The organism is Caulobacter sp. KR2-114 (genome assembly GCF_049446115.1).
In the GTDB taxonomy this organism is placed as follows: domain Bacteria; phylum Pseudomonadota; class Alphaproteobacteria; order Caulobacterales; family Caulobacteraceae; genus Acaudatibacter.
In genome coordinates this window covers 272,493-299,488 of the sequence record NZ_JBMSEC010000002.1, presented here as the reverse complement: position 1 = coordinate 299,488, position 26,996 = coordinate 272,493, and the positions used below count along the sequence as shown (strand labels likewise).

Here is a 26,996-nt window from a genome sequence, read left to right as displayed (position 1 = left end):
CGGCGATGCCCGCGACAGCCGCCCCTGGCGTCCAGGCGGTGATCGCCGGCGGCGGTCCGGCGGGGATGATGGCCGGCTACATCCTGGCGCGGGCCGGGGTGCGGGTGATGGTGCTTGAGAAGCACGGCGATTTCCTGCGAGATTTCAGGGGGGATACGGTCCACCCCTCAACCATGGAGGCGATGTGGGAGCTGGGGCTGCTGGACCGCTTCCTGCAGTGTCCGCACGACCGCATCGAGCAGCTGAGCGGTCAGGTCGGGCCCGATCTGGTGCACATGGCCGACCTGCGCCACCTGCCGACCCACGCCCGGTTCGTCGCCCTGATGCCGCAGTGGGACTTCCTCAATTTCCTTTCGCGGGAAGGCGCCCGGTTCCCGGAATTCGACGTGCGGATGCGCACCGAGGCCACCGACCTGATCGTCGAGGGCGAGCGGGTGGTCGGCGTCCGCGCCACCGGGCCGGAAGGCGTGATGGAGATCCGCGCCGAGGTGGTGATCGCCGCCGACGGCCGCACCTCCGCGCTGCGCGACAAGGCGGGCCTGGCCGTGCACGACCTGGGCGCGCCGATGGATGTGCTGTGGATGCGCCTGCCCCGCCGGCCAGGCGACGAGGAGATGCCGCTGGGGCGCATCACCGCCGGCCTGGTGTTCGTGGCGATCCCGCGCGGCGACTATTTCCAGTGCGGCTACGTGGTGGCCAAGGGCGGCTACGACCACATCCGGGCCCAGGGCCTGGCGGCGCTGAAGGCCTCGATCGCGGCGGCCAGCCCCGGCTTCGCCGACCGGGTCGACACCCTGCGGGACTGGGACCAGATCAAGCTGCTGAGCGTCTCCGTCGACCGGCTGAAGACCTGGGCGCGGCCGGGCCTGCTGTGCATCGGCGACGCCGCCCACGCCATGTCGCCGATCGGCGGCGTCGGCATCAACCTGGCGATCCAGGACGCCGTGGCGGCCGCCAACGCCCTGGCCGGACCATTGCGCGAGGGAACCCTGAGCTTCCACGATCTGCAGGCGGTGCAGGGCGTGCGCGAGCGGCCGACCGCCCAGATGCAGGCGCTGCAACTGTTCATCCAGCAGCGGGTGATCGGCCGGGCGCTGAAGGCGCGGGGCGGGGTGCGTGCGCCCTGGCCGGCGAAACTGTTCAACGCGCTGCCGTGGCTGAGGCGCATCCCCGCGCGGGTGATCGGCATGGGCTTCCGGATGGAGCACGTGCGCACCCCCGACGCCCACGCCCGCTGATGTCCCGCGGACGCCTCGCCAGGCGCGCCCGGCTCTGGCTGGGCCTTCTCGTCGGCCTCGTGGTCAGCCTGACCGTCGCCGCGTTCCTGATCTGGCGCGACGACATCCTGCAGGCCCTGCTGGACCCGCAGATTCCCTACGCCGTCTACACCCCGCCGCCGGCCCCGGACTACGCCCGCTCCGACGCCTGGGTGCTGCCGCCCCCCTGGATGACCCGCCCGGCGCCGGCCCAGCCGGGCCAGGCGGAGGTGTTCTTCATCCACCCCACCACCTTCGACGGCGGCCGGGACTGGAACGGGCCGATCCATGACAAGGGCGCCAGCGCCGAGCTGAACCGCATCATGATGCCCAACTACGCCGCGCCGTTCGCCGACGCCGGCCCGGTGATCGCCCCCCGCTACCGGCAGGCCAGCCTCTATACCTCCCTGACCCTGTGGGTGGACGCCCTGGAGGCGCGGCGCTTCGCCTATGGCGACGTGCTGCAGGCGTTCCGCGCCTATCTGCGCCACGCCGACCCGGACCGGCCGCTGGTGCTGGTGGGGGTGGAGCAGGGGGGCGCCCTGGCCGCCCGTCTGCTGCGCGAGGAGATCGTCCCCGACCCGGGGCTGCGCCGGCGGCTGGCCGCGGCCTATCTCATCGAGACCATCGCGCCCGCCGACGAGTACGGCCCCGGCGCCCCGGTTCCCGCCTGCGCCGCGCGCAACCAGGCCGGCTGCGTGCTCGCCTGGACCTCGGTGCGCTGGAGCGATCTGATCGGCGCGCGGCGCATCCTCAGCCGCTCGGTGGTGTGGAACGCCAAGGACCAGCTGGTCGGCCTGGCGCCGCGCGCGCCGCTGTGCGTCAACCCGCTGCTCGGCGCGGCCACCGACGTGGCGGCGCCGGAGCGGCTGAACCTGGGGGCGGTCAACGCCACGGGGCTGGAATGGGGGGCCAAGCCCGGCTTCCTGGTGCGCCAGGTGGGCGCGCAATGCAGCGAGGGCCTGCTGCGTTACACCAAGCCGCGGTCCGACAGCCTGCGCCCCTGGGGCAGCTGGGCGATCCGGCACAAAGCGCCTGGATTCAATCTGTTCTATGCTGATCTTCAGGCGGATGTGGCCGCCCGCCTGGCCGCCTGGCAGGCGTCTAACCCGCCTCGCTCAGCCCTGCCGGCCGCCAGTCGAACAGTTCCTGCAGCACCCGCACCGCCTGTCCCCGCGGGGAGGTGAGCCCGGGGTCCCGCGCCAGGATCAGGCGGGCGTCGTCGGCGGCCACGGCGATCAGGTCGCGGTGGGCGGCGGCGTCGGCCAGGCGATAGGCGGGAAAGCCGCTCTGCTTCAGCCCCAGCGGGTCGCCGCCGCCACGCAGCTCCAGGTCCTTCTCGGCGATCTCGAAGCCGTCGTCGGTGCGGCGCAGGATGTCGAGCCGGCGGGTGGCGATCTCCGACAGCGGCGGGTCGTACAGCAGCACGCAGCTGCTCTCCGCCGCCCCGCGACCCACCCGACCGCGCAGCTGGTGCAGTTGCGCCAGGCCGAAACGCTCGGCCTGTTCGATGATCATGATGCTGGCGTTGGGCACGTTGACCCCCACCTCGACCACCGTGGTCGCCACCAGCACCGACAGCCGGTTCTCGGCGAAGTCGGCCATCACCGCATCCTTCTGCGGCCCGGTCAGCTTGCCGTGGATCAGGCCCACGCGGGTCCCGAACACCTTGGCCAGGGCCGCCGCCCGCGCCTCGGCCGCGGCCAGGTCGACGGTCTCGGATTCCGACACCAGCGGGCAGATCCAGAACGCCTGCGCCCCGCCCGACACCGCCTGGCTGAGGCGCCGCACGATCTCCGGCAGGCGCGACATCGGCGAGGCGCGGGTGGCCACCGGCTTGCGGCCGGGCGGCTTCTCGTCCAGGCGCGAGACGTCCAGGTCGCCGAACACGGTCAGTTCCAGGGTGCGCGGGATCGGTGTCGCCGACATCGCCAGCAGGTGGGTGGACTCGCCCTTTGCCTGCAGCCGCGAACGCTCGCCCACGCCGAAGCGGTGCTGTTCGTCGATCACCGTCAGGGCCAGGGCGCTGAAGACCACGTCGTCCTGGAACAGGGCGTGCGTGCCCACGGCCACGGCGGCGGAGCCGTCGGCCAGCAGCCCCAGCTTCTCGGCCCGCGCCGCGCCCTTGTCGCGCCCGGTCAGCAGCACGGCGCGCACGCCCTCCGCGGCCAGGGGCGCCTGCAGGGTCTCGAAATGCTGGCGGGCCAGGATCTCGGTCGGGGCCATCAGGGCCGACTGCAGACCTGCCGCCGCGGCGTCGGCCATGGCCAGCATCGCCACCACCGTCTTGCCCGAGCCGACATCGCCCTGGATCAGCCGGGTCATGCGCTGGCCGGCCTTCAGGTCGCCCCGGATCTCGCTGAGCGCCCGCACCTGGGCGCCGGTCAGGCGGAAGGGAAGCGCACCCTCCACCCGGTCGGCCAGGGCGCTGGGCTCGATGGCGGCGGCGGGCTGGATGCGCCGCTCGCGCTTGCGTTGGGCCAGCGCCAGCTGGTGCGCCAGCAGCTCGTCGAAGGCCAGGCGCCGGCGGGCCGGGGCCTCGGGCAGCAGGTCCTGCTGGCCGACCGGGTTGTGCAGGGTCTCGAGGGCGGCGCGCCAGGCGGGCCACCGCTGGCGCTCCAGCCAGGCCGGATCCTGCCATTCCGGCATCGCCGGCGCCCGCTCAAGCGCCTCCAGCGCGAAGCGGCGGATGCTGCGCGAGGGCAGGCCCTGGGTGGCCGGGTACACCGCCTCGCTCTGCGGGATGTCGCCGGCGCGCGCGGCGGGCAGCATGTAGTCCGGGTGGACGATCTGCAGGCCGAAGTCGGTGCGCTCCACCTTGCCGCTGACGGCCAGGGCGGTCCCGGAGGGATAGCGCTGCTCCAGGTGCGGTCCATGGCCCTTGAACCAGACCAGGTTGATGAACCCCGTGTCGTCCCGGCAGCGGATCTTCCACGGCAGGTTGGCCCGCCCCGGCCGCTGATGATCGTTGACCACTAGCAGCAGGATCTGGGTCTCCCCGTCCTGGGCGTCCGCCACCGTGGTCTGGCGCCGGCGCACCAGGTTGGCCGGAGCGGTGAACAGCACGTCGCGCACCAGCGCGCCGCCCACCACGCGCTCCAGCAGCGGCGCGGTGCGCGAGGCGACGCCCTTCAGCGTCGTCACCGGCGCGAACAGCGGAAAGAGAATCTCGGGACGCATCGTGAACAGAATAGTGGGCCGGGCCGGTCCATGCTGCAAATCAAGCGCCGCCTCAGGGGGTCTGTTGGCCGGGGCGGCCAATGACTACATGAGGGGCCATGGGAGGTTCCCGATGACTCGTTCCTACAAGCGTTGGGCCGCGGCCCTGGGCCTGGCCCTGGTGCTGGGCGGCCTGATGGCCGATCCGGCCGACGCCCGCCGTGGCGGCAGCTTCGGCTCGCGCGGCGCGCGCACCTACAGCGCCCCACGCTCCAGCTACATGTCCCCCAGCGCCCCCGGTCCGGTGCAGCGCTCGATGACCTCGCCGTCGCAGTACCCCGGCGCGCCGTCCTATGCGCCGAGCTATTCGCCCGGCTTCAACAACGGCTATCGCCGGCCCGGCTTCTGGGGCGGCTTCGGCGGCGGCTTCCTGGGCGGCCTGATCGGCGGCGGCCTGATCGGCGGTCTGATGGGCCACGGCTGGGGCGGCGGTTGGGGCGGCGCCGGCGGCGGCGGCGGCCTGACCATCCTGATCCAGCTGCTGATCCTGGGCGGCATCGCCTGGTTCGCGTTCAGCCTGTTCCGCCGGCGCGGGCCGGCCTTCGCGGGCGGCAGCGGCTGGTCGAACCAGCAACCGCCGATGACCCAGCAGATGTTCGGCGGCCAGGCCTTCGGCGGCTTTGGCGCGCCGCAACCCGCGGCCGGCGGAGGGCCGGCGCTGGAAATCCCCATCACCCAGATGGACCGCGACGCCTTCGAGCGCCTGCTGCTGGAGATCCAGGACGCCTTCGGCCACGAGGACTACGGCCGCCTGCGCGACCGCACCACGCCCGAGGTGATGTCGTTCCTGGCCGAGGAGCTCAGCCAGAACGCCACGCACAACCGGCGCAACGACGTCACCGCCGTGCGGCTGGTGCAGGCCGACGTCACCGAGGCCTGGCGCGAAGGGCCGGTGGACTACGCCACCGCGGCGCTGCGCTACCAGAGCATCGACGTCATGCGCGACCGGGGCACCGGCGCCGTGATCGAAGGCGATCCGAACCGGCCCACCGAGACGGTGGAGTTCTGGACCTTCGCCCGCGAGAACGGCGGGGCCTGGAAACTCTCGGCGATCCAGGAGACTTGATAGCCTCGGAAGGACGGCTGCTGACAGGCGACGCTGGCGTTCGCCTGTCAGGAAGCCTATATGGCGCGCCTCCATGGACGAGACGAGACTGAACAGGGCCAGGTTCCGCGCCTGGCGTCGCGGGTTTCGGGAAGCGGACCTCATTCTGGGGCCGTTCGCGGATTTGCACGCCCCGGGCTTCTCCGAAGAGGAGATGGCCGCCTTCGAGACCCTGCTCGACCAGCCCGACCACGACCTCTACGCCTGGATCACCGGCTCGGCGGAGACGCCGCCGGAACACGAGCATGACGTGATGCGCCGCCTGAAGGCGTTCGACCCTTCCAGACCGGCGGGCAAGCCCACGGGCGACGGCCGGACGTGAGCACGGAGACGCTTTCTCCCGCGCCCGACCTGAAGCGGCTGGCCAAGGCGCCGGGACGGCTGGTGCTCAGCGGCGCGCCCGAGGGCTATGACGCCCTGGCCATGGGCGACATGCTGCGCGCCCGCGGCGGCGTGGCCCTGTTCGTGGCCCGCGACGGCTCGCGCGCCTCGGCCTTCACCGACGCGATAGGCTTTTTCACGCCGGAGACCGAGGTCGTGCAGTTCCCGGCCTGGGACTGCCTGCCGTACGACCGCGTGGGCCCGTCCAGCGGCGTCTCCGCCCAGCGGATGGCCGCGCTCACCCGCCTGGCGAAGGGCGCCAGCGGCAAGACCCCGCTGCTGATCGTCACCACGGCGGCGGCCCTGCTGCAGCGGCTGCCGACCCGCGCCCTGGTCGGCCGCGCCGGCTATTCGGCGCATGTGGGCAACAGCGTCGATATCGCCGACATCGAGCGCTATTTCGCGGTCAACGGCTACCACCGCGCCTCCACCGTCTCGGACAAGGGCGAGTTCGCCATCCGCGGCGGGGTGATCGACGTGTTCCCGCCCGGCGCCGACGAGCCGGTGCGGCTGGACCTGTTCGGCGACACCCTGGAGTCGATCCGCGGCTTCGACCGCGAGACCCAGCGCTCGACCCGCCAGCTGTCGGCGGTCGACCTGCCGCCGGTCAGCGAGGCGCTGCTGGACGCCGACGCCATCTCGCGGTTCCGCACCGGCTATCTGACCGCCTTCGGGGCGCCGGGCGACGATCCGCTGTACGCCGCGGTCACCGAGGGCGTGCGCCGGGCCGGCCTGGAGCACTGGCTGCCGCTGTTCTACGAGCGGATGGAGACCCTGTTCGACTACCTGCCGGCCGAGGCGCTGATCGGGGTCGACCACCTGGCGGCCGAGGCCCGCGACGAGCGTCTGGCGATGATCGCCGACGCCTACGACGCCCGCGCCCAGGCCGACCGCAAGGCGCACTACCGGCCGATCGACCCCGACCTGCTGTACCTCTCCGCCCAGGAGTGGAACGCCGGCCTCGACCACTTCGCCACGCGGCAGTTCGAGCCGCTGCGCGGGGAGGGGGGCGAGCAGGTCGTCGACATGGGGGCCAAGCTGGGCCGCAGCTTCGCCGCCGAGCGGGCGCAGGACAGCGTCAACCTGTTCGAGGCCACCGCCGACCACGCCAAGCGCCTCGCCGCCGCCGGCAAGCGGGTGCTGTTCGCCTCGTGGTCGGAGGGCTCGTCCGAGCGCCTGGGCTCGATGCTGGCCGACCACGGCATGCGCGGCGTCGCCCTGGCGCCCTACTGGCAGGCGGCCAAGGCCGCCGATCCGAAGAAGCCGCAGCGCGCGGTGCTGCCGCTGGAGCACGGCTTCGAGACCGACAGCCTGGCGGTCATCTCCGAGACCGACATCCTCGGCGACCGGCTGGCGCGGCCGCGGCGCCGACGCCGGGCCAGCAACTTCCTGGCCGAGGCCGCCGCCCTGACCCCAGGCGACCTGGTGGTGCACATCGACCACGGCATCGGCCGCTACGCGGGCCTGAAGACGCTGGTGGTGCAGGATGCGCCGCACGACTGCCTGGAACTGCACTACGCCGCGGAGTCCAAGCTCTACCTGCCGGTCGAGAACATCGACCTGCTGACCCGCTATGGCTCCGAGAGCGAGGGCGTGCAGCTCGACAAGCTCGGCGGCGCCGCCTGGCAGGGTCGCAAGGCGCGCGCCAAGGAACGGCTGCGCGAAATGGCCGAGGGCCTGATCGCCATCGCCGCCGCCCGCGCCCTGAAGCACACCACCGAGGTCGACCCGCCGCAGGGCCTGTTCGACGAATTCTGCGCCCGCTTCCCGTACGAGGAGACGGACGACCAGCTGAACGCCATCGCCGACGTGCTGGAGGACCTGTCGCAGGGCAAGCCGATGGACCGGCTGATCTGCGGCGACGTCGGCTTCGGCAAGACCGAGGTCGCCCTGCGCGCCGCCTTCGTCATGGCCATGAGCGGGCGCCAGGTGGCGGTGATCTGTCCGACCACCCTGCTGGCGCGCCAGCACTACGCCACTTTCAAGGCCCGCTTCCAGGGCTGGCCGGTGCGCATCGGCCGCCTTTCGCGCCTGACCCCCAACGCCGAGGCCAACGAGACCCGCGAGGCCCTGAAGAAGGGCGAGATGGAGATCGTCGTCGGCACCCATGCGGTGCTGTCCAAGCAGGTCGGGTTCAAGGACCTGGGCATGGTGATCGTCGACGAGGAGCAGCACTTCGGCGTCAAGCACAAGGAGGCGCTGAAGGCCCTGCGCGCCGACGTGCACGTGATGACCCTGACGGCCACGCCGATCCCGCGCACCCTGCAGATGGCGCTGAGCGGCATCCGCGAGATGTCGATCATCGCCACGCCGCCGGTCGACCGCCTGGCCGTGCGCACCTACGTCACGCCCTGGGACCCGGTGACCCTGCGCGAGGCGCTGCTGCGCGAGAAGTATCGCGGCGGCCAGGCCTACTACGTCGCCCCGCGGATCTCCGACCTGCCGGACCTGGAGCAGTTCCTGCGCGAGCAGGTCCCCGAGGTGAAGTTCGTCGTCGGCCACGGCCAGATGGCGCCGACCCAGCTGGAAGACGTGATGAGCGCCTTCTACGAGGGACGCTACGACGTACTGCTGTCGACCACCATCGTCGAGTCGGGCCTGGACATCCCCACGGCCAACACCCTGATCGTGCACCGCGCCGACATGTTCGGCCTGGCCCAGCTGTACCAGCTGCGCGGCCGCGTGGGGCGCTCCAAGGCCCGCGCCTACGCCTATCTGACCACGCCGTTCGAGAAACCGATCACCCTGTCGGCCGAGCGCCGGCTACAGGTGCTGCAGTCGCTCGACAGCCTGGGCGCCGGCTTCCAGCTGGCCAGCCACGACCTGGACATCCGCGGCGGCGGCAACCTGCTGGGCGACGAGCAGTCGGGGCACATCAAGGAGATCGGCGTCGAGCTGTACCAGCAGATGCTGGAGGACGCGGTGGCCGAGCTGAAGGCCAGGGGCGGGCCGGAAGACCTGTCGCTGGACCGCGGCTGGTCGCCGGCGATCAACACCGGCGCCTCGGTGCTGATCCCCGAGGACTATGTGCCGGACCTGAACGTGCGCCTGTCGCTCTATCGGCGGATCTCCGAAGCCGAGAAGGCGGAGGACCGCGAAGCCCTGGCCGCCGAGCTGATCGACCGCTTCGGCCCGCTGCCGTCGGAAGCCGACCAGCTGCTCAAGGTGGTGGCGATCAAGGGCCTGTGCCGCGAGGCCAACGTGGCCAAGATCGACGTCGGGCCCAAGGGCGCGGTGGTCAGTTTCCGCAACGACCACTTCGCCAACCCGGCCGGGCTGATCCCGTTCATCCAGAAGAACCAGGTCGCCTGGCGCCTGCGGCCCGACCAGAAGGTGGTGGTCAAGGGCGAGTGGGACACCCCCAACCAGCGCCTCGCCGCCGCCGAGCGCATCCTCTCGGCCCTGGCCAAGGTAGCGAAGGGCTGAACCCTCCCTCCCCATTTTGGGGAGGGACAGATCGCGAAGCGATCAGGGTGGGGAAGTCAGACGCTTCCGCCAGACCCGATCTGTTCGCGATCCCGGCAGGTATTCCCCACCCTGGCGGCTTCGCCGTCTGTTCCTCCCCATGAAGGGGAGGGCGGCCCTACACCACGGGCGGCCCACCGCCGGCGCGGGCTTCGGCCAGCATGCGGCTGGCGCGCAGCCAGATCTCCAGCCGCTGCACCGACAGCATGAACATGGCCAGCACCAGCAGGCCGTCGGCGATCACCAGCGGGGGCAGGCCGATGTTCAGCCGCCCCTCGGCCGCCATCGAGCGCAGGCCCACGCGCGCCAGCAGCACCACCAGGATGAAGGCGATGCCCACCACGGAGGCGCGGGAGGTCATCTCGTGGGTCTGCGGGTCCAGGTCGATGCGGGTGAAACGTCCGCGCTGCCAGCCGATCGCGCCACCGATCACCGCGCCGGCCACCAGCACGCCGATCGCCAGCGGCGTCACCGGCGGCGGGGCCGCCGCCAGCAGGGCGACGAGGATCGCCACATAGACCAGCGGGATGATCCACAGGCCCTCGACCCGCAGCCGTCGGGGCCGCGCGTTGCGCACGAGGATCACCAGCGCCGCGATGGCGATGAGAACCAGAAGTTGCGGGGAATTGCCGCCCGAAGCCTGACCGAACATGACGCGCTCCGCAGCCCCGGGGGAAACCTAGCTGGCCTGCTTCTGCAGCGCCCGCGAGGCGGCGATCTCCAGCGTGCGCGCCGCGCTCTCGCCCGGCTGCAGCTCGGCCACGCCGATGTCGAACTCGGCCACGAACGGCGGGCGGTTGTCGCCGGCGTCGAAGGCCGTGCAGGCGATCACCGCCGCGATCCGCTCGCCGGCCGCCTTGGCGGCGGTCAGGCCCGTGGCGGGCAGGGCGAGGGCGAACAGTTCCGGTCCGAGCCGGGCGGCGGTGTCCTCCACCCGCACCAGCCGCCCGACCATCGAGCCGATCTGCGGGATGGCGCGGTCCAGCCAGCCGCCGGCGCGGGCCACGGTCACCTCGGGCTTCTCGGCGATCTTCAGCACGCACACCGACAGCGGGCGGTTGCGCGCCCGCGCCGCCTGCGCCAGGCGCACCAGGTGGGCGGCGAACAGGTCGCGGGTGAACAGGCCCGTGGCGGCGTCCATCAGGCCCGAGCTGCGGGCCCGCTCCAGGGCGATGCGGATGGCGTTCTGCCGCCGGTAGGCCCGCGCCAGCTCGACGATCCGCCGCGCGGTCTCGGTCTCAGGCGTGTCCGGCGAGGCCACGTCGGCGATGCCCTTGTTGTAGGCCTCCGCCGTGGTGACGTAGGAATCCGAGCGCTGGTAGAGCAGCGTCGGCAGGTGGAACAGCCGGGTGTTGCGGCGCATCCCCGCCGAGATCGACAGCGCCTCCTGCTGGTTCTCGCCGGCCCACAGGGCGACGGCGTCGAACGGCCGCTCGTGCAGATAGTCAAAGGCGGTATAGGCGGTGAAGGCGCCCACCACCTCGGCCCCGACCTCGGCCAGGGCGTTGCTGAGCGCCAGGAACTGCGGGGCCGGTTCGCCCACGGCCAGGACGCGGTAGGGACCGCCTTCCTCTTCCGGATGTTCCAGGCGCCGGCCGCGTTCGGCGAAGGTCTCGCGCCGCAGCTCGAATTCCTCTTCGGAGATCGCCAGCCGCACCAGCGACTCCAGCCGCAGCGCCGCCTGCGACGGGTGCAGCGGCGGGGCGAGGGTCAGGTCGAAGCCGGCGGCCTCGATGTCGGGCGAGGGGGTGGCGATGGCGATCACCGGCAGGCGCCGCGGCGCGCAGGCCGCCTTCAGCCGCCGCGCCATGGTCAGCGAGTCCTCGCCGCCGCCGATCACGTCGACGATGGCCGCCTCGATCTGCAGGTCCGCCAGGGCGGCCATGGCGGCATAGGGGCCGCGCGCGGTGATGGTGCGCCAGCCGAGCCGGTCCAGCCCCTCGGCGAGCGGGCCGGCGCGGGTGTCGTCCCGGGCGACGATCAGGATACGGGCGTTGATCGACAAGGGCTCCCCATGGACCTCACCGCCGTGGGCGGGCTAAGCCGTCGCCGGGCCAGAATCGGTTTCCCGTTCAGCATACCGGTTTCGGCCCCAACGCTCATAGGCCGACCCGGCGCGGAGGAAAACGATGGACCTGCCCCTGAAGCAACGTGTCGCGGTCGTGACCGGCGCCTCCAGCGGCCTGGGGCTGCATTTCGCCAAGGTGCTGGCCGCCCAGGGCGCGGCCGTGGCGCTGATGGCGCGGCGGGTCGAGCGGATGCAGGACGCCGTGGGCGAGATCCGCGCGGCGGGCGGACGGGCCGAGGCCTTCGCCCTGGATGTCGCCGACGTCGCCGCCATCGGCCCGGCGCTGGACCAGGCGCAGGCGGCCCTGGGGCCGCTGTCGATCATGATCAACAACGCCGGCGTCGGCGGCGAGGGCCTGGCGCTGGAGGTGTCGCAGGCGGTGTTCGACGACACCTTCGCGGTGAACGTCCGCGGGGTGCTGTTCGGCGCGCGCGAGGCGGCGCGGCGGATGCTGGACAACGGCGAGGCGGCCGCGGGCCATGCCCGGATCCTGAACATCGCCTCGATCGGCGCGCACAGCATCCTGCCGGGCCTGGCGATCTACTGCGCCTCCAAGGCGGCGGTGGCGCAGATGACCCGGGTGCTGGCCCGCGAGTGGGCGCGCCAGGACATCGCCGTCAACGCCTTGTGCCCCGGCTACATCGAGACCGAACTCAACGCCCACTGGTTCGCCAGCGAAGGCGGCCAGAAGCAGCTGAAGGGCTGGCCCCGCCGCCGCCTGATGGACGCCGAGGACCTCGACGCGGCCCTCTTGATGCTCACCGGCCCCGGCGCACGCCACATCACCGGCTCGGTGATCACCCTCGACGACGGACAGACGCTTTAGCGGATCGCCAGGCGTTCGTTGACGCCGGCTTGCCGGCCACGGCCTGCAGGCGCAAGCTCTGGCGCCGATGGAGCTCGATCCCCGCACCACGGCCCTGAAAGCCCGCCTCGACGCCTTTGCCGGGGCCGGCGCCACGCCCGTGCCGGTCCCGGCGAACCGGCCGACGCCTGCCCTGATGTACAAGGTGATGGGCAGGCTGTTCGCCATCCTGGCGGTGCGCGGCGAGCCCAGCGTGATCCTGAAGTGCGATCCGCACCTGGTGGAGATCCTGCGCGAACAATACGCCGGCGTCGGCCACCGATCGCACCTGGACCGGCGGTTCTGGATCTGCGTCACCCTGGGATCCGACGTGCCGGACGCCGAGGTCGAGCGGCTGGTCGCCCAGTCGTACGACCTCGTCCGCGCCGGCCTGACGCGCAAACAGAAGGCCGAGCTGGAGGCGTTGAGCTAGCGTGCTGCGCCGTTTCACTTTCCCCACTGGGGGAAGTACCCGCGAAGCGGGGGTAGGGGGCTCCAGCGGAGAGCCGACCCTTGCGGCTCGGCCGGCCGCGCTTGAGCCCCCATCCCGGCCTTCGGCCGTACTTCCCCCTGAGGGGGAAGAGAACGGAAGCCAGTCGGCCTAGCTCAGGAACGCCCGCACCTCGGCCAGGAAGGCGTCCAGGCGGTCGTGGTGCACCCAGTGGCCGGCGCCGTCGAAGGCCACCGCGCGGGCGTCCTTGAAATAGGCGATCTGGCCGTCGCGGATCGGGTCGGAGGCCCAGCTTTCCTTGCCGTTCACCAGCAGCACCGGGCAGTCGATGTTGCGCCACAGGTCGGCCAGTTCCTCGGGCCGGAAGTCCACCGGCGAGAACGAGCGGACGTAGTTGTCGAACTTCCAGCTGTAGCTGCCGTCCTCGTTCTGGGCGACGCCGTGCACGGTGAGATAGCGGGCCTGCTCGGGGGTGAGGTGCTTGTTCTCCCCCTGCATGCGGCCATAGGCCTCCTCGATCGAGGCGTAGCGGCGCGGGATGCGGCCGGCCAGCTGGCGGGTATCGCCGACCCACTGGCGGATGCGCTCGACCGCGGTGCGCTTGGCCCGCTCGGCCTGCTGGGCGGGGGAGGGGCCCAAACCCTCGATCGCCACCAGCTTCGAGACCGTCTCAGGGAAGGCGCCGGCGTAGCGCAGGGCGATCGAGCCGCCCAGCGAGTGGGCGATGATCGGCACCGGGCCCAGCTTCTGCTGATGGATCAGCTGGGCCAGGTCGTAGACGAACGCCTGCATGGAATAGTCGCCGCTGGGCGAATAGGCGCTGTCGCCATGGCCGCGCAGGTCCGGGGCGATGATGTGGAAGTCGTTGCGCAGGTCGCGCGCCACCCAGTCCCAGTTTCGGCAATGGTCGCGCCCGCCGTGCAGCAGGATCAGCGGCGGCGCCGTCGGGTTGCCCCAGTCCACATAGTGCAGCCGCAGGCGCTGCGAGACGAAGCTCTGGGAGGTGGGGCCGATGAAGGGGTCGGTCATGGGCGCGAACTCGCAAAGACGAACTGGCGGACGGGAAGGGCGCTTCCGATATCCCAGCGACGCCCCCGGCGCCAGCATCTCGCGGCGCTTGCCTTCCCGCGCGGCGCCGTCTCTTAAAGCGGTCAGAGCAACGAACCACTCCAAGAGGAATACGTCATGGGCCAGGGACCGCTTTCCGGACTGAAGGTCGTCGAATTCGCCGGCATCGGGCCGGGCCCGTTCTGCGGCATGCTGCTGTCGGACCTGGGCGCGGACGTGGTGCGGGTCGACCGCAAGGGCGGGCGCGGGGGCGCCAAGTCCGACATCACCGCGCGGGGCCGCCGCTCGGTGGCGCTGGACCTCAAGCAGCCGACCGCCGTCGAGGCCTGCCTGAAGCTGATCGAGGGCGCGGACGCCATCCTGGAAGGCTTCCGTCCGGGGGTGATGGAGCGCCTGGGCCTGGGTCCCGACGTGGCGCTGAAGCGCAATCCGAAACTGGTCTACGGCCGCATGACCGGCTGGGGCCAGTTCGGGCCCTACGCCCAGGCGGCCGGCCACGACATGAACTACATCGCCATCACCGGGGCGCTCGACGCCATCGGCACGCGCGACAAGCCGATCCCGCCGCTGAACCTGGTGGGCGACTTCGGCGGCGGCGCCCTCTACCTCGCCTTCGGCCTGCTGGCCGGGGTGATCAGCGCGCGCGCCACCGGCCAAGGGCAGGTGATCGACTGCGCGATGAGCGACGGGGCGGCCTCGTTGATGGCCATGTTCTATGGCTTCAAGGCCGGCGGCGCCTGGTCGGACGCCGGGCGGCGCTCGAACCTGCTGGATGGCGGGGCGCACTTCTACGACACCTACCAGTGCAGCTGCGGCCGCTGGATCTCGATCGGCTCCATCGAGCCGCAGTTCTACGCGCTGCTGCTGGAGAAGACCGGCATCAACGATCCGGACTTCCAGGCGCAGATGGACCGCGGCAAGTGGGACTCCTTGCGCGAAAAGCTGGCCACCGTGATCGCCAGCAAGACCCAGGACGAGTGGTGCGCCATCATGGACGCCACCGACGTCTGCTTCGCGCCGATCCTGAACATGGACGAGGCGCCCAAGCATCCGCACAACGTCGCGCGCCAGACCTTCCTGGACCTGGACGGCGTGGTGCAGCCGGCGCCGGCGCCGCGGTTCTCGGCCACGCCCGGCCAGGTGCAGGGGCCGCCGCCGGCGATCGGCGCGCACAACGAGACGGCGCTGAAGGACTGGGGCTTCTCCGGCGACGAGATCGCCGCGCTGCAGTCGTCCGGCGCACTGTAGCCGCCTGGCCGCGAGAAAGGTCCGGGCTGAATTCCGTTCAGCCTGGGTTCAGGCAGCGAGTCGCATCCTCAGCATCGTCAACCGGTCGCCGCGCTCTCCCGTCCCTCGTAGCGTCGATCGGTTGATCAGGACAGCATCCTGACGGCGCGTCGTTCCCAGCGGAGCGGCGCGCCGCATGCTTTTTGGGCCAGGCCTTCAGCCGCCCTTGCGCACCCGGAACCGCAGCGCCCCGTCGGCCTCGCCGGCCGCCAGCACCGTCGCCCCGACCTGTCCGGCGAAGTGCGGCACGTCGATGCGCGCCATCGGATCGTCCGCCAGCAGCCGCACCACCGCGCCGGCCGATGCGCGCTCCAGCGCCCGGCGCAGCTTCAGCGTCGGCACCGGGCAGCGGTGTCCGCGCGCATCCACCACGATGTCCTGGGCCTCGTCCTGCATGGCCCCCTCATGCCGGGCGGCGCGCCGGAAGGGAAGCGCACAAAGCGACGGGGCCGCGAACCCGAAGGTCGCGGCCCCGCCTGTTCCGGGGGTTCTGCTCGGGACGTCCCCGGACCCCGCTACCCTGGACCCGTTAAGGCTGGGTCGTGGTGGTGTCCGGCGCCGGATTCACCGGCTGACCGGCCGACGGCGCGGCCGCGGGCGGCGGGGCGCTGATCACCGGCGGCGCCATGGTCGAGGCGGCCGGCGGCGGCGTCGCCGGCGGATTGACCGGGGCGCCGGTGCGCGGGGTCATCGGCACGGTGGCGCTGACGTCCGCGCCGGTGTCGGCGGCCGACGGGGCGGCGGCGCGGGCGTGGCTGACGCTATGGCGCACCGTGGCGTGGCGGGCGACCGGGGTCGGCTCGGCCGCCTGGGTCACCGGCGGCGTGGCGTCCATGGTGTTGGCGGCCGCCTGGACCGGGGTGGGGACGGGCGGCGCGACCGGGGTCACCGGCGCGGGGGCCGGCACGGTCGAGGCCGTGGTCGTGGTCTGGCTGGTCTGGGTGGTGCTGTCGCCGGCGTCGGAGCCCTTGTCGCTGAGCAGCACGGCGGCGCCCAGGCCGGCGATCAGCACCGCGGCCACGGGAATGCCCACCATCAGCGCGGTCTTGTTCGACCGCTTCTGGGTCCGGCGAGAAAGCGCAGGATTACCCACGATCATCGGCGCTTCGGACACCGGGTCAACGTAAGTATTGGAAGCCGAATCCGGCTCCGGCGTGTAGTAACTCGAGGCGGCCATGACAGGCGCTCCTTAGGTTGTCGGATCGGTCTTCAAAACGTCGCCTTCCCGCCAGGGTTCCATAGCTGCGCTATAGCCGCCGCCGTACGGACGCGCGCGCCGTTAACCAAACCGTTGCCGTTGCCCCTCAGGAATCGGCCGATCCGCCTGGGAGGAATCGCTTGCGCGCCGTGCTGCTGAAGGGATCTTCGCAATATGAAGGCACCCGCACCTTCATCGACCATGCCGCCGCCGCCCTGGAGCGCCGGGGCTATCGCGCGGAGATCGTCGACCTGGCCGGGCTGGAGGCGCCGATCCTGCCGATCCTGGAGGCCGCCGGCGCCGGACCCACGGCCTTCACCTTCAGCATCAACATGCTGGGCGAGGCGCGCGACGGCCTTGGCCGCACCATGTCGCAGATCTTCGGCGCACCGCATGTGGTCTGGCACGTGGACTATGTGCTGAGCCAGGAACAGCGCCTGCTGGGCACGCCCGCCGATACCGCCCTGCTGATGGTCGATCCGACCCAGGTTGAGGCCCTGTCGGCCATCTTCGGGCCGGACCGCTTCAGCAACACCGGCTTCTGCCCGCACGCGGCGGTGGGGGAGGCCGCGCCGGTGGCGGCGGACCCCGAGGCCTGGGCGGCTGGACGCGACACGCCGATCCTCTGGTGCGGCACCCTGCAGAAGCTCAAGGCCACCCCCTGGGCCGACGCCGACCCCGCCACGCGCAAGGTGTTCGACGACGCCTATGACCTGGCGCTGTCCGTCGAATGGATGGCGCCGCACGAAGCGCTGGACCAGGTGCTGGCCTCGCGCGGGGTGGACCTGGCCAATCCCGCCCATGTCGGCGCCCGCTGCGCGGCCCGGCACCTGGACGTGCAGGTGCGCTGCACGCGGCGGTTCGAGTTCGTCAAGGCGCTGGCCAAGACCGGCCTGCCGATCCGCATCTGCGGCCTGGGCTGGGACGCCGACCTCTACCGCTTCAAGCGGGCGACCTACGAGGGCGCCGTGCCGATGTCGCGCATGGCCGAGCTGATGCGCGCCTCGCGCATCGTGCTCAACACCAACGGCAACTTCGGCGCCGGCTCGCACGAGCGGCCGCTGTCGACCCTGCTGGCCGGCGCCGCCGCCTTCTCCGACTACAGCCGCTTCTACGGCCAGGCGTTCGCCGAGGACCGCGAGATCGCCCTGTTCCGCTGGATGGACCTGAAGGGCGGCATGGCCCGGCTGGCGGCGCTGGCCGAGGACCCGGTTCAGGCGCACGCCATCGCCCGCGACGGCCAGGCCCGGGTGCTGGCCGAACACACCTGGGACAGCCGCATCGAGACCGTGCTGGACGCCGCGCGCCTTCCCCCGCGCCTGAATTGATCGATCCCGCCGGCCTCGACCGGCGCGAGAAACAGCCGCACCCTGACGGAGCCCATTGCGGCGGCGGCCGTTCGGTGGCGTCCTGTGAATGGGGGGCGGCTTCCGCCGCTGTATCATTTGGGGTGAAAGCGCATGCTGTCAGGCGTCGCGCTGCGTACATTCGGACATAGCTCATGTGCGGCATAGCCGGCGCTGTCGGGCTTGCGCGTCGCCCGGTCAGCCCGGGCGAGGCGCGTGCGGCGCTGTCGCGTCTCAGCCATCGGGGGCCGGATTCAGAGGGCGCCTGGCGCGACGACGGCGTCTGGCTGGGCCACCGCCGCCTGTCGGTGCTGGACCTCACCCCCAGCGGCCACCAGCCCATGGCCTCGGGCTGCGGGCGCTTCCTGATCGTGTTCAACGGCGAGATCTACAATCACGCGGACATGCGCCGCGAGATGGACGCCGCCGGCGCCGTCAACTGGAAGGGCCGTTCCGACACCGAGGTGCTGCTCGAGGCGATCGCCCGCTTCGGCGTGAACGGCGCCCTGAAGCGCGCCAACGGCATGTTCGCCATCGCCGTGTGGGACCGCGCCGAGCGGCGCCTGACCCTGGCGCGCGACCGATTCGGCGAGAAGCCGCTGTACTGGACGCCGATCGGCGGCGGCCTGACCTTCGCCTCGGAACTGGGGGCGATCGAGGCGCTGGTCGGCCCCGGCCTCAGCATCTCGCGCTCCGCCCTCGCGGCCTTCTTCAAGACCGCCTACATCCCCGCGCCGCAGACCATCTACGACAACGTCTTCAAGCTGCTGCCGGGCTGCCTGCTGACCTGGGAAGAGGGCGAGACCCCGCAGGTCGATCCCTACTGGACCCTGGGCGATGCGGTGGAGGAGGGGCGGCGCGACCGCTTCGCCGACGAGGAAGAGGCCGCCGAGGCGCTCGACGCCCTGCTGCGCGACGCCGTGGCCCAGCGCATGGAAGCTGACGTGCCGCTGGGCGCCTTCCTCTCGGGCGGCGTCGACTCTTCGCTGGTCACCGCCCTGATGCAGGCCCAGACCGGCCGCGCGGTGCAGACCTTCACCGCCGGCTTCGAGGATCCGGAGTTCAACGAGGCGGGCCACGCCCAGGCCGTCGCCGACCACCTGGGCACCGCGCACACCGAGTTCCACGTCACCATGGCCGACGCCCGCGACGTGGCGCCGACCCTGGGGGCGATGTTCGACGAGCCGTTCGCCGACGCCTCGCAGATCCCCACCTTCCTGATCAGCCGCCTGGCGCGCCAGCACGTCACCGTCTGCCTGTCCGGCGACGGCGGCGACGAGATGTTCGGCGGCTACGTGCGCTATCCCGGCGTGCCGCGCCTGTGGAACGGATTCCGCAAGGTGCCGATGCGCCGCGCGGTCGGCCGCATGCTGGAAGCCGCGCCCATGGCGATGCTGGAAGGCGCCCTGGCCGGCCTCGGCCCCGTCGCCCGCCAGTTCGCCGCCAAGGGACGCCTGGCCCCGCACATCAAGCGCGCGGCCGGCTGGATGCAGGCCCGCAGCCAGGACGAGCTCTACGACTACACCATGTCGTCCTGGGCCGACCCGACGCGGCTGATGGCCGACGGTCCCGACCTGCTGCCGGGCGAACGGCCGCTGGCGCCGCACTTCGACGACGACATCGAGCGGCTGATCTGGCGCGACACCATGGAGTATCTGCCCGGCGACATCCTGTGCAAGGTCGACCGCGCGGCCATGGCCTCCAGCCTGGAGACCCGCGTGCCGCTGCTCGACCCGCGCATCGCCGCCTTCGCCTGGCGCCTGCCGATGGCGATGAAGCTGCGCGACGGCAAGGGCAAGTGGCTGCTGCGCAAGGTGCTGGACCGCTACGTGCCGCGCGACCTGATCGAGCGGCCGAAGATGGGCTTCTCCGTGCCGCTGCACGGCTGGCTGGCCGGCGACCTGCGCAGCTGGGCCGAAGACCTGCTGGACCCCGCGGTGGTGGCCCGCCAGGGCCTGCTGCGCCCGGCCACGGTGACCAAGGTCTGGAAGCGCTACCTGGCCGGCGACACCTCGGTGGAGGCCCGCGTGTGGACCCTGCTGATGTGGCAGTCGTGGCTGGCCGCCCGCGGCCGCTGAGCGGCCGGCCCACGCACGCCAGGCTTGACGTGGGCCCGGCGGGCCCCTAGTCCAGCGCCCACTCCATGGGGAGTAGCCGCCCTCGCGTACCAGAGGGGGCCGCGCCAACATACTCGGCGCCAGCATCATCCGGTGTTGGCCCGTGGCGCGGACGGTCTGTTCGACCTGGCGAGACCATCGGGTTCGGCGTTCGTCCATGGGCTGGGCGAGGGCGCCGCTCCCCGTTGGCTTGTTCGCCGTCCGGCCCCCCGAGAGTTTCGATGCAATCCCTGCCCGTGGTGATCGGCCTGCTGCTGGCCAACGCCGTCGCCATCTACCTGGCGTGCGAAGTGTTCGTGAACGGCGTCGAGTGGGTCGGCCGCAAGTACGCCTTCGGCGAGAAGGCCACCGGCACCATCCTGGCCGCCGCCGGCACCGCCCTGCCGGAGAGCGTGGTGACCTTCGTCGCCGTGGTGTTCGGCGTCTCCGCCGCGCAGAAGCAGATCGGCGTCGGCGCGGCCCTGGGCGGCCCCCTGGTGCTGGGCACCATCGCCTATGCCGTGGTCGGCGCCATGCTGCTGCTGCTCGGCAAGCGCGGCGCCCCCGCGGCGCTGCGCGACCAGGACGGCCACCTGGCCCGCGACCAGCTGTGGTTCCTGGTGATCTTCCTGGGCAAGATCGGCCTCGGCCTGGTCGCCTTCGCCATCAAGCCGTGGCTGGGCCTGCTGTTCCTGGCCGCCTACGGGGCCTACTTCTGGAAGGAGATGCGCGGCGGCGACGCCGACGACGAGGAGGGCGAGGCGCTCGAGCCCCTGAAGCTGGCCCCCGGGCTCGCCGATCCCCCGGCGTGGCTGGCCGTGGTCCAGACCCTGGCGGCCCTGGTGGTGATCTTCATCTGCTCCAAGCTGTTCGTCGGCCAGCTGGACACCCTGGGGCCGCGCCTGGGCATGAAGCCCCAGCTGACCGCCCTGCTGTTCAGCCCGATCGCCACCGAGCTGCCGGAGATCCTCAACGCGGTGATCTGGCTGCGCCAGGGCAAGACCCGGCTGGCGCTGTGCAACATCTCCGGGGCGATGATGATCCAGGCCACCGTGCCCAGCGCGCTGGGCATCCTGTTCACCCCCTGGCTGTTCGACGGCACGCTGATCGCCGCCGGCGCGGTGACCGCCGTCGCCGTCGCCATCCTGCTGATCGCCTTCCGCCTCAAGCGCGCCGGCCCCGGCCTGCTGGCGTCGATGGCCGGCCTTTACCTGGTGTTCGGCGCCCTGGTGGTCGGCCTGCATCTCTAGCCTGCCGGCTGGAGTGATCGCCCGACCCTTGCTAAGAACCCCGGCCCGCCGCCCGGCGGCCGGGCTCCCGGGCGCTCCCGCGCGCGATCTGGGGATGGGTGGCCGAGCGGTTTAAGGCACCGGTCTTGAAAACCGGCGAGGTGAAAGCCTCCGTGGGTTCGAATCCCACCCCATCCGCCAAGTCTCCGAAACCACGCCGCGAGATGTGATAAGCTGATGCAGCGCCTGCTGAGCGCGATTCGGCCCGAAGGGTCTTTTCACAACATCTGAGAAGAAAGGCTCCCCTATGTCGGGTCGCAGACGTCTGCCGTTGCAGGCCAACTGTTTTTCGCTGCACGAGACCATTGCGCTGGTCCACCGCGAGTACTCCAACATGGTCTTCGCCGGTCTTGAAGACACCGTTCCGGCGCTATGGTGCCGCAGCTGGCTCGAACAGATGAGTGCGCTGACACCCTGGGCTGAGACGCCGATACCTCGGCGCTGACCTGGATCGCGGAACGGAAAGCGAGGATTTCGCTACAGCGCCTCACCCACGCCACCCGCGCGTCTTTCCCGGAAAGACGTCTTTGCGTTGTTGCAATATTTCAGTCACACGGCATGGCTAGTGACAATTGGGGCTGAAGATCGGGGGCGGAGATGTCGGAATTTCCGGCGGATGACACCGCGCGTGCACGAACGCGCCCCGCAGATCTGTACTTCCGCACCTGGATGAGCGCCAGCCGAGCGCCGACCATCATTGTCGGCCGCGACCTGGAGATCCTGTGGGAGAACCAGGCGGCGATCGCCCTCCTGGACGCCGGCCGCCACTTCGCCCGCGCCGCCGGCCGGGTCGCGCCGGCCGACAAGGGGCAGCTGGCGGGGTTCCAGAGCTTCCTGTCCGACCTCGGCGACGCCTGCGCCGCCTGGGCCTGCCGGTCGGCGGACGGCGGCCACGTGCTGGTCAGGGCCGACGCCGTCAGCCCGCCCGACGCGGACCCGGCGACGGTGCTGACGGTCTATCCGGCGACGGCGAGCCGCACCTCCGCCTGGGCCGATCTTGGCGAAATCTTCGGCCTGACGCCCGCCGAGGCGGGTATCGCCAAGCGCCTGGTGGGGGGCGACCGCGCCGAGGCCATGGCCCGGGAGATGGGCATCTCGCCGGAAACCGTAAGAACTCATATCCGCCGCATCTACAGCAAGCTGTCGGTCGGCAGCCGGGAAGAATTGTTCTCGGCTCTGGACCCGTTCAGGGTCGCAGTGATCTAGTAAGATAGATCTACATCGTGACCATTCACACGCATCTGTATCTACCAATACAGGACGTGCCGGGTATGTTTCTCGCAGACATGGCAAGGACATCGGACCATCATGGCCGATGTGGATTCCCCTGGCGGGTGACTTGAGGGCGCGTACTCAAAATTGGGGACGCTGCAAGTCAGACGCCCGCCTAGATTGAGATTAAGGAGAGATTAACGCTCCTGCGTCTTTGGGGGGCAACCTCGGCCTGGCCGGGGTTTCCTGAACATCGAGAGCGTCTGGACCGCGCGGGGCTCGCTTCGCACGGCGCGGCAGACTGCGCCCGACAGCTCACGACGCCAGTATCTCCGCCCGCAGTCCCGGGCGGCCGCGTTTCGCGGTCCAGCTCCCAGAGCCGGCCCGCCCAGCCGGGCCCGACGGCCCCATCGTCAGCTGTGTCCGCCGGGGGCTCGCACGCCCTTCTGGCAGGCCGAACTTGGAGACTACGAGATGAAACTCGCCTTCCTGGCCGCCGCCACGGCCACGCTCATCGCCGCCGCGGCGCCGGCCTTCGCCGACGGCGCCACCACCACCGTCGCTCTCGGCGGCAATGTGCCGGGCCTGTGCGGCACGGGCCATCAGAGCGGCAACGGCCTGCGCGCCGCCGGCTCCGACACCGTCGCTCTCGGCGATCTGGTCGACGCCAACGGCTTCCTGAGCGTCGCCGACCGGGACATCGAGTTCGACAACCTGTGGTGCAACACCCCCAGCACCCTGCAGATGACGGTCACCTCGCTGTCGACCCAGGGCGCCGTCAGCGATCCCACGTCGTTCGTGAACCATCTGGACGTGATCGTCGGCAACGACGGCAACGCCAAGCTGCTGCAGACCTATTTCGGCGGCGCCACCAGCGTGTCCTCCGCCACCAACGGCGGCATCCTGACCTACGCCCTGCCGGGCGCGTTCGAGACCGGCACTGGCCAGTACTCCAAGGCCTCGCTGCACATCACCCTGCCGCAGGGCACGGTGGGCAACGACCGGCCGATCGCCGGCGACTATTCCGGCCTGGTGACGCTGACCGCCACGCCCCAGTAACGGGCCTGCGGGCCTGCGGGCCAAGCGGCCCGACGGGCCGCATCATCGGCTTCCCGGTCGGGCGGCGGCTTCACGGCCGCCGCCCGCGCCATGTCTGGGGCAGGCCGGCGCGCGCGCTCCAGGCGGCCGTGCGCGGAAATCGCACTTGACGGAAGGGCCGGGGTTCGCCACGCGGACCCTGACCGGTCCGCGCTGAACGCGAGGGCGTGACGCCCCCGCGGGGTCCGGTTCAAATGCGACGACATCGGCCGAGTCGGATCCAATGTCCGGACGGCCGCCAGGGAGACATAGATGGCTGACTTCACGGTGCGCGTTGAACTTCGCGGCGGCAGCGAGGGCGACTACGACGCCCTGTACGTCGCCATGGAGAAGAGCGGCTACCTGCGCATCGTCCAGGCCGACGACGGCTCGTGGTACCAGCTGCCCAGCGGGGAGTTCAACCTGCGCAACTCCGACCTGACGGTGCGCCAGGTGGCGGACTTCGCCAAGCAGGTCGCCGAGAACATCCGCCAGGGCGCCTGGGTGATCGTGACCCAGGCCGTGGCCCGCTACTGGCACACCGACAAGACCAAATAGGCCGGCCCAAATAGGCCGGGCCTAGGTAGACTGGGCAGGGGCCCGCCGCCGGCGGTCCCTCACAGCCCCTTCAGGTACTCGATCAGCGCCCAGCGCTTGTCCGGCGGCAGCTGCGTGCCGTAGGGGTGGCCGCCGTTGCCGTTGCCGTTCCCGGCGTCGACGGTGAACCGCCCGGCCGCGCCGGGCAGGGGCGAATGCTCGGTGTCGAAGCCGACCATCTTCGGGTCGAACTGCCGGCTGCCCACGGCGAAGCTGGCGCGGCGCTGGCCCGGCGGCGTCAGCAACTCCCAAAGGTTGGCCACCGAGCCGTTGTGCAGATAGGGCGCCGTGGCCCAGATCCCCTGCAGCGAGCGCGCCTCGTAGGCGGCGCCGCCCGCCGTCGGATAGGCCTGGTCGTAGGCGGTGGCCAGCTGGGCGTGCAGCAGGTTGAGGATGTCGCTCGGCGCATAGTTGCTGCGCCCGTCGCCCTTCACGGCGCGGTTCAGGGCATTGGCCGGGCCCAGCGGCGGATGCAGCAGGTGATCGCCGACCACGCCCAGCACCGCCGTGCGCAGCACCTCGCCGGTGGGGGCGGTGGCGCCGAACGGGCGCAGCGCCGGCAGCATCGGCGCGCCCTGGAACAGGCCGGTGTCCGACTGTCGCGCGGCGTTGGCGGCCATGCGCGGGTCGGTCCCCACCGCCTGGATCAGGGTGCGCCGCGCGCCGGGCACGAGGGCCGACGGGCCGGCGTCGTGGCACTGGCCGCAGTGCTGGTCCTGGTAGACCTGGGCCCCGGTCTTCGCCAGCGCCTCGTCGTAGCCGAACAGGGCCTTGGGCCATTTCGGCGGCTTCAGCGCGGCGACCTTTTCCTCAAGGGTCTGCAGGCCCTCGAAGTCGATCGAGTTGCGGTCGAAGGCGATCGACCGCGGCAGCGGCGTCAGCACGCGCGGCTGGAAGTCGGCGAACACCCCGAGCACCTCGCCCGAATTGCGGCCCAGGGCGCCGAGGTAGAGGCCGTTCGGCACCGCGCCGTTCCACTGCACCTTGTCCTGGGCGTGGGCGTTCCACAGGAAGGGATAGCTGACCGGCGCGTCGGCCAGGGCGAAGTTGCCGTGCACGCCCAGATCGCGCGCCGCCACGCGGTTGAAGATCATGCCGAAGGCGTCGAGCCGGCCCGGTCCCCAGGGATTGGCCCTGGGCAGGCTGGCGTTCATGAAGTCGTCGAACTGCGCCACCCAGGCGCGGAAATCGCGCTTCAGCTGGCCCGCCGCCTGATCGCCATAGCCGGCGCCCAGCACCCGGTGGGCGAAGCCGTCCAGCGCCGCATCGCTGGCCACGGTGGCGTCGGCGGCGGCCTGCAGGTCGGTGAGGAAGCGCTGGAAGTCGGCGCCGGTGGGGGCGCCGTCCACGCGCAGGGCATGGGCCTTGCCGGCCTTGTCGGTGAAGTCGATCTCGGCCGAGTGGCAGGCCGCGCAGGTCAGCCCCAGCTGGTGCGGCGTGGTGCGGGTGTCGACCACGAAGCCCACCGGCAGCTTGTCGGGGTTCTGCGGCCCGTCGTCGCGCAGGTAGCCGTAGCGGGTCAGCTGGTCGGCGTCGAAGGCCGTGGTGGTTCCCGGCTGCTGCAGCGCCTTGAACCAGGCCAGCGGGATCATGTGCGAGCCCTGGCCGGTGCGGTAGAAGGTCTGCCGGTCGGCGGCGCTCCAGCCCTGCTGCAGGTCGGGCTCCCCGGCCGCAACCGCCTTAAGCCGGGCGCACCCCGCGCCCACAGCCGCCAGCGCCAGCACCGCCAGAAGCCCGGCGGCCACCACGCCCGTCGGGCGCCTCCAGCCCAGCGATCGCATGCCGCGCCCTCCCGTATTGGTGAATTGCCGCCATGCTCTCACGCATCGCGCGAACCGTCCATGGCAAGCTTGGCCGGCGTAAGTCCTTAACCGGGCTTAAAAACCTTTCGTTGACCATGCCCGCTCGACCTTTTCCGGGAGCGTCGCCTTGGCTGGCCTTCAACCCTGCATCGACATCCCCTTCACCGGCCCCGCGCCGCGAGGGATGGGCCCGCGCGTGCGCACCCTGGCGCTGGTCGCCCTGGCCGGCGCGAGCCTGGCGGCCTGCGCCACCACCGGCCCGGCGCCGACCCCGCTCGCCCGCGGCGGCCCGGCGCCCCGAAGCGGCGATCATGCCGAGGGCGCCGGCCGCGGGACCATGCGGCCCTATCAGGTCAACGGGGTCTGGTATGCGCCGCACGACCAGCCCGACTACGACGACGTCGGCACGGCCTCCTGGTACGGCGCGCAGTTCCACAACCGCCGCACCGCCGACGGCGAGGTGTTCGACATGGACAGCCCCTCGGCGGCGCACAAGACCCTGCCGCTGCCGTGCATCGTCGAGGTCACCAACCTGGAGAACGGCCGCAAGCTGCGGGTGCGGGTCAACGACCGTGGCCCGTTCGTGCAGGGCCGGATCATCGACCTGTCGCGCGAGGCCGCCAGACAGCTCGGCTTCTACGCCAAGGGCACCGCCCGGGTGCGGGTGCGCTATGTCGGCCCCGCCGATCTCGCCCGGCCGGAGAACGGCCTGCGCTACGCCCGGGCCGAGGCCCCGCCGGAGCGGCGACAGCCGACCGCGCCGCCGGTCGCGGCGCCCGACACTCAATCCTCGCCGTATAGCCGGGCCCCGCAGGACGCCCAGGCCACCGGCGCCGACCGCTATGCCCGCAACGGCTTCCTCGACGACATCCACGACGACGCGCGGCTGAGCGCCGGACCGGCGGACCATCCGCCGCCCCGCGTGGCCATGGCCGGGCCGCCGGCGCAGCCCCCGCAGCCGGTCCTCGATCCGGGGGCCGGACGCGTGGTGCGGATCCAGGCGGCGGCGTTCAGCGACCGCGGCAACGCCGAGCGCGCCGCCGCCCGGCTGGCCGTCCAGGGCCAGACCAGCGTCGACGTGATCCAGCGCGGCGACAGCGTGCTCTACCGGGTGACGGTGCGCTGCACCGGCGGGGACGAGGCGGTCGACCGCGTGGCCGCCGCCGGCTTCCCGGGCGCGCGGCTGCTCGACGCCTTCTAGACCCGCATCCCGGCGCCGCCAGGACGACGCCAGC

The 26,996-nt window shown here is 71.6% G+C and carries 22 protein-coding genes and 1 tRNA gene; 16 read left to right on the top strand and 7 right to left on the bottom strand.

Going from position 1 to position 26,996, the window contains the following annotated elements; genetic code table 11:
• Positions 1 to 5: 5 nt before the first annotated feature.
• Both ACO2Q3_RS07530 and ACO2Q3_RS07525 read left to right on the top strand, forming a co-directional pair.
• Positions 6 to 1,238, top strand: a complete 1,233-nt coding sequence (locus ACO2Q3_RS07530; RefSeq protein ID WP_423305938.1) for an FAD-dependent oxidoreductase — start codon at positions 6 to 8, stop codon at positions 1,236 to 1,238.
• Positions 1,238 to 2,443, top strand: coding sequence for a DUF3089 domain-containing protein (locus tag ACO2Q3_RS07525; protein WP_423305937.1), 1,206 nt, complete (start codon positions 1,238 to 1,240; stop codon positions 2,441 to 2,443). The genes ACO2Q3_RS07530 and ACO2Q3_RS07525 overlap by 1 nt, the downstream gene beginning before the upstream one ends.
• Here the strand turns inward: ACO2Q3_RS07525 and recG are convergent.
• Positions 2,361 to 4,436 carry an ATP-dependent DNA helicase RecG gene (recG, locus tag ACO2Q3_RS07520; protein ID WP_423305936.1) on the bottom strand — a complete coding sequence of 692 codons (2,076 nt, stop codon included), beginning with the start codon at positions 4,434 to 4,436 and terminating at the stop codon, positions 2,361 to 2,363. The genes ACO2Q3_RS07525 and recG overlap by 83 nt on opposite strands.
• 112 nt (positions 4,437 to 4,548) lie before the next feature.
• Here recG and ACO2Q3_RS07515 point away from each other — a divergent pair, with 112 nt between their 5' ends.
• The 3 genes from ACO2Q3_RS07515 to mfd all read left to right on the top strand — a co-directional run bounded on the left by ACO2Q3_RS07515 (position 4,549) and on the right by mfd (position 9,387).
• Positions 4,549 to 5,541: a Tim44 domain-containing protein gene (locus tag ACO2Q3_RS07515; RefSeq protein WP_423305935.1), complete on the top strand. Its 993-nt coding sequence runs from the start codon at positions 4,549 to 4,551 to the stop codon at positions 5,539 to 5,541.
• Between the two features lie 73 nt (positions 5,542 to 5,614).
• A complete protein-coding gene (locus tag ACO2Q3_RS07510) occupies positions 5,615 to 5,902 on the top strand; it encodes a succinate dehydrogenase assembly factor 2 (protein ID WP_423305934.1) in 288 nt (95 codons plus the stop codon).
• Positions 5,899 to 9,387: a transcription-repair coupling factor gene (gene mfd / locus ACO2Q3_RS07505; RefSeq protein WP_423305933.1), complete on the top strand. Its 3,489-nt coding sequence runs from the start codon at positions 5,899 to 5,901 to the stop codon at positions 9,385 to 9,387. Before ACO2Q3_RS07510 ends, mfd begins: the two co-directional genes overlap by 4 nt.
• A gap of 157 nt (positions 9,388 to 9,544) precedes the next feature.
• Here mfd and ACO2Q3_RS07500 read toward each other — a convergent pair whose 3' ends face one another.
• Both ACO2Q3_RS07500 and ACO2Q3_RS07495 read right to left on the bottom strand, forming a co-directional pair.
• A complete protein-coding gene (locus ACO2Q3_RS07500; protein WP_423305932.1) occupies positions 9,545 to 10,078 on the bottom strand; it encodes a hypothetical protein in 534 nt (177 codons plus the stop codon).
• A gap of 27 nt (positions 10,079 to 10,105) precedes the next feature.
• On the bottom strand, positions 10,106 to 11,431 hold the full coding sequence (locus tag ACO2Q3_RS07495) for a diguanylate cyclase domain-containing protein (RefSeq protein WP_423305931.1): 1,326 nt from the start codon (positions 11,429 to 11,431) through the stop codon (positions 10,106 to 10,108).
• A 124-nt stretch (positions 11,432 to 11,555) separates the two neighbouring features.
• On the opposite strand from ACO2Q3_RS07495, the gene ACO2Q3_RS07490 reads away from it, so the two are divergent.
• Both ACO2Q3_RS07490 and ACO2Q3_RS07485 read left to right on the top strand, forming a co-directional pair.
• A complete protein-coding gene (locus tag ACO2Q3_RS07490) occupies positions 11,556 to 12,320 on the top strand; it encodes an SDR family NAD(P)-dependent oxidoreductase (RefSeq protein WP_423305930.1) in 765 nt (254 codons plus the stop codon).
• 67 nt (positions 12,321 to 12,387) lie between these two features.
• On the top strand, positions 12,388 to 12,771 hold the full coding sequence (locus ACO2Q3_RS07485) for an MmcQ/YjbR family DNA-binding protein (RefSeq protein WP_423305929.1): 384 nt from the start codon (positions 12,388 to 12,390) through the stop codon (positions 12,769 to 12,771).
• A gap of 168 nt (positions 12,772 to 12,939) precedes the next feature.
• On the opposite strand, the gene ACO2Q3_RS07480 is transcribed toward ACO2Q3_RS07485, so the two are convergent.
• Positions 12,940 to 13,818 (bottom strand): alpha/beta fold hydrolase, encoded by an 879-nt coding sequence (locus tag ACO2Q3_RS07480; protein WP_423305928.1) that lies wholly within the window; start codon positions 13,816 to 13,818, stop codon positions 12,940 to 12,942.
• Between the two features lie 156 nt (positions 13,819 to 13,974).
• Here ACO2Q3_RS07480 and ACO2Q3_RS07475 point away from each other — a divergent pair, with 156 nt between their 5' ends.
• Positions 13,975 to 15,105, top strand: coding sequence for a CaiB/BaiF CoA transferase family protein (locus tag ACO2Q3_RS07475; RefSeq protein ID WP_423305927.1), 1,131 nt, complete (start codon positions 13,975 to 13,977; stop codon positions 15,103 to 15,105).
• Positions 15,106 to 15,300: 195 nt separating this feature from the next.
• Here the strand turns inward: ACO2Q3_RS07475 and ACO2Q3_RS07470 are convergent, their stop codons facing one another.
• Positions 15,301 to 15,540 carry a sulfurtransferase TusA family protein gene (locus tag ACO2Q3_RS07470; RefSeq protein WP_423305926.1) on the bottom strand — a complete coding sequence of 80 codons (240 nt, stop codon included), beginning with the start codon at positions 15,538 to 15,540 and terminating at the stop codon, positions 15,301 to 15,303.
• A 133-nt stretch (positions 15,541 to 15,673) separates the two neighbouring features.
• Positions 15,674 to 16,321 carry a hypothetical protein gene (locus ACO2Q3_RS07465; RefSeq protein ID WP_423305925.1) on the bottom strand — a complete coding sequence of 216 codons (648 nt, stop codon included), beginning with the start codon at positions 16,319 to 16,321 and terminating at the stop codon, positions 15,674 to 15,676.
• Between the two features lie 170 nt (positions 16,322 to 16,491).
• Between ACO2Q3_RS07465 and ACO2Q3_RS07460 the strand changes: the two genes are divergently transcribed.
• The 7 genes from ACO2Q3_RS07460 (at position 16,492) to ACO2Q3_RS07430 (ending at position 23,920) form a co-directional block, all read left to right on the top strand.
• The gene (locus ACO2Q3_RS07460; protein ID WP_423306923.1) at positions 16,492 to 17,670 is read left to right on the top strand and encodes a glycosyltransferase family protein; all 1,179 of its coding nucleotides are present in this window, start codon (positions 16,492 to 16,494) and stop codon (positions 17,668 to 17,670) included.
• A gap of 173 nt (positions 17,671 to 17,843) precedes the next feature.
• On the top strand, positions 17,844 to 19,766 hold the full coding sequence (asnB, locus tag ACO2Q3_RS07455; RefSeq protein WP_423305924.1) for an asparagine synthase (glutamine-hydrolyzing): 1,923 nt from the start codon (positions 17,844 to 17,846) through the stop codon (positions 19,764 to 19,766).
• Between the two features lie 260 nt (positions 19,767 to 20,026).
• Entirely contained in the window at positions 20,027 to 21,034 is a 1,008-nt protein-coding gene (locus ACO2Q3_RS07450; protein WP_423305923.1) for a sodium:calcium antiporter, read from the top strand.
• Between the two features lie 92 nt (positions 21,035 to 21,126).
• Positions 21,127 to 21,214, top strand: a tRNA-Ser gene (locus ACO2Q3_RS07445).
• Positions 21,215 to 21,742: 528 nt separating this feature from the next.
• On the top strand, positions 21,743 to 22,279 hold the full coding sequence (locus ACO2Q3_RS07440; protein ID WP_423305922.1) for a helix-turn-helix transcriptional regulator: 537 nt from the start codon (positions 21,743 to 21,745) through the stop codon (positions 22,277 to 22,279).
• A gap of 480 nt (positions 22,280 to 22,759) precedes the next feature.
• The gene (locus ACO2Q3_RS07435) at positions 22,760 to 23,344 is read left to right on the top strand and encodes a hypothetical protein (RefSeq protein WP_423305921.1); all 585 of its coding nucleotides are present in this window, start codon (positions 22,760 to 22,762) and stop codon (positions 23,342 to 23,344) included.
• 291 nt (positions 23,345 to 23,635) lie between these two features.
• Positions 23,636 to 23,920 (top strand): hypothetical protein, encoded by a 285-nt coding sequence (locus tag ACO2Q3_RS07430; RefSeq protein ID WP_423305920.1) that lies wholly within the window; start codon positions 23,636 to 23,638, stop codon positions 23,918 to 23,920.
• A 59-nt stretch (positions 23,921 to 23,979) separates the two neighbouring features.
• Here ACO2Q3_RS07430 and ACO2Q3_RS07425 read toward each other — a convergent pair whose 3' ends face one another.
• Positions 23,980 to 25,740, bottom strand: coding sequence for a di-heme-cytochrome C peroxidase (locus ACO2Q3_RS07425; protein ID WP_423305919.1), 1,761 nt, complete (start codon positions 25,738 to 25,740; stop codon positions 23,980 to 23,982).
• 148 nt (positions 25,741 to 25,888) lie between these two features.
• Here ACO2Q3_RS07425 and ACO2Q3_RS07420 point away from each other — a divergent pair, with 148 nt between their 5' ends.
• On the top strand, positions 25,889 to 26,962 hold the full coding sequence (locus ACO2Q3_RS07420; protein ID WP_423305918.1) for a septal ring lytic transglycosylase RlpA family protein: 1,074 nt from the start codon (positions 25,889 to 25,891) through the stop codon (positions 26,960 to 26,962).
• Positions 26,963 to 26,996: the final 34 nt, after the last annotated feature.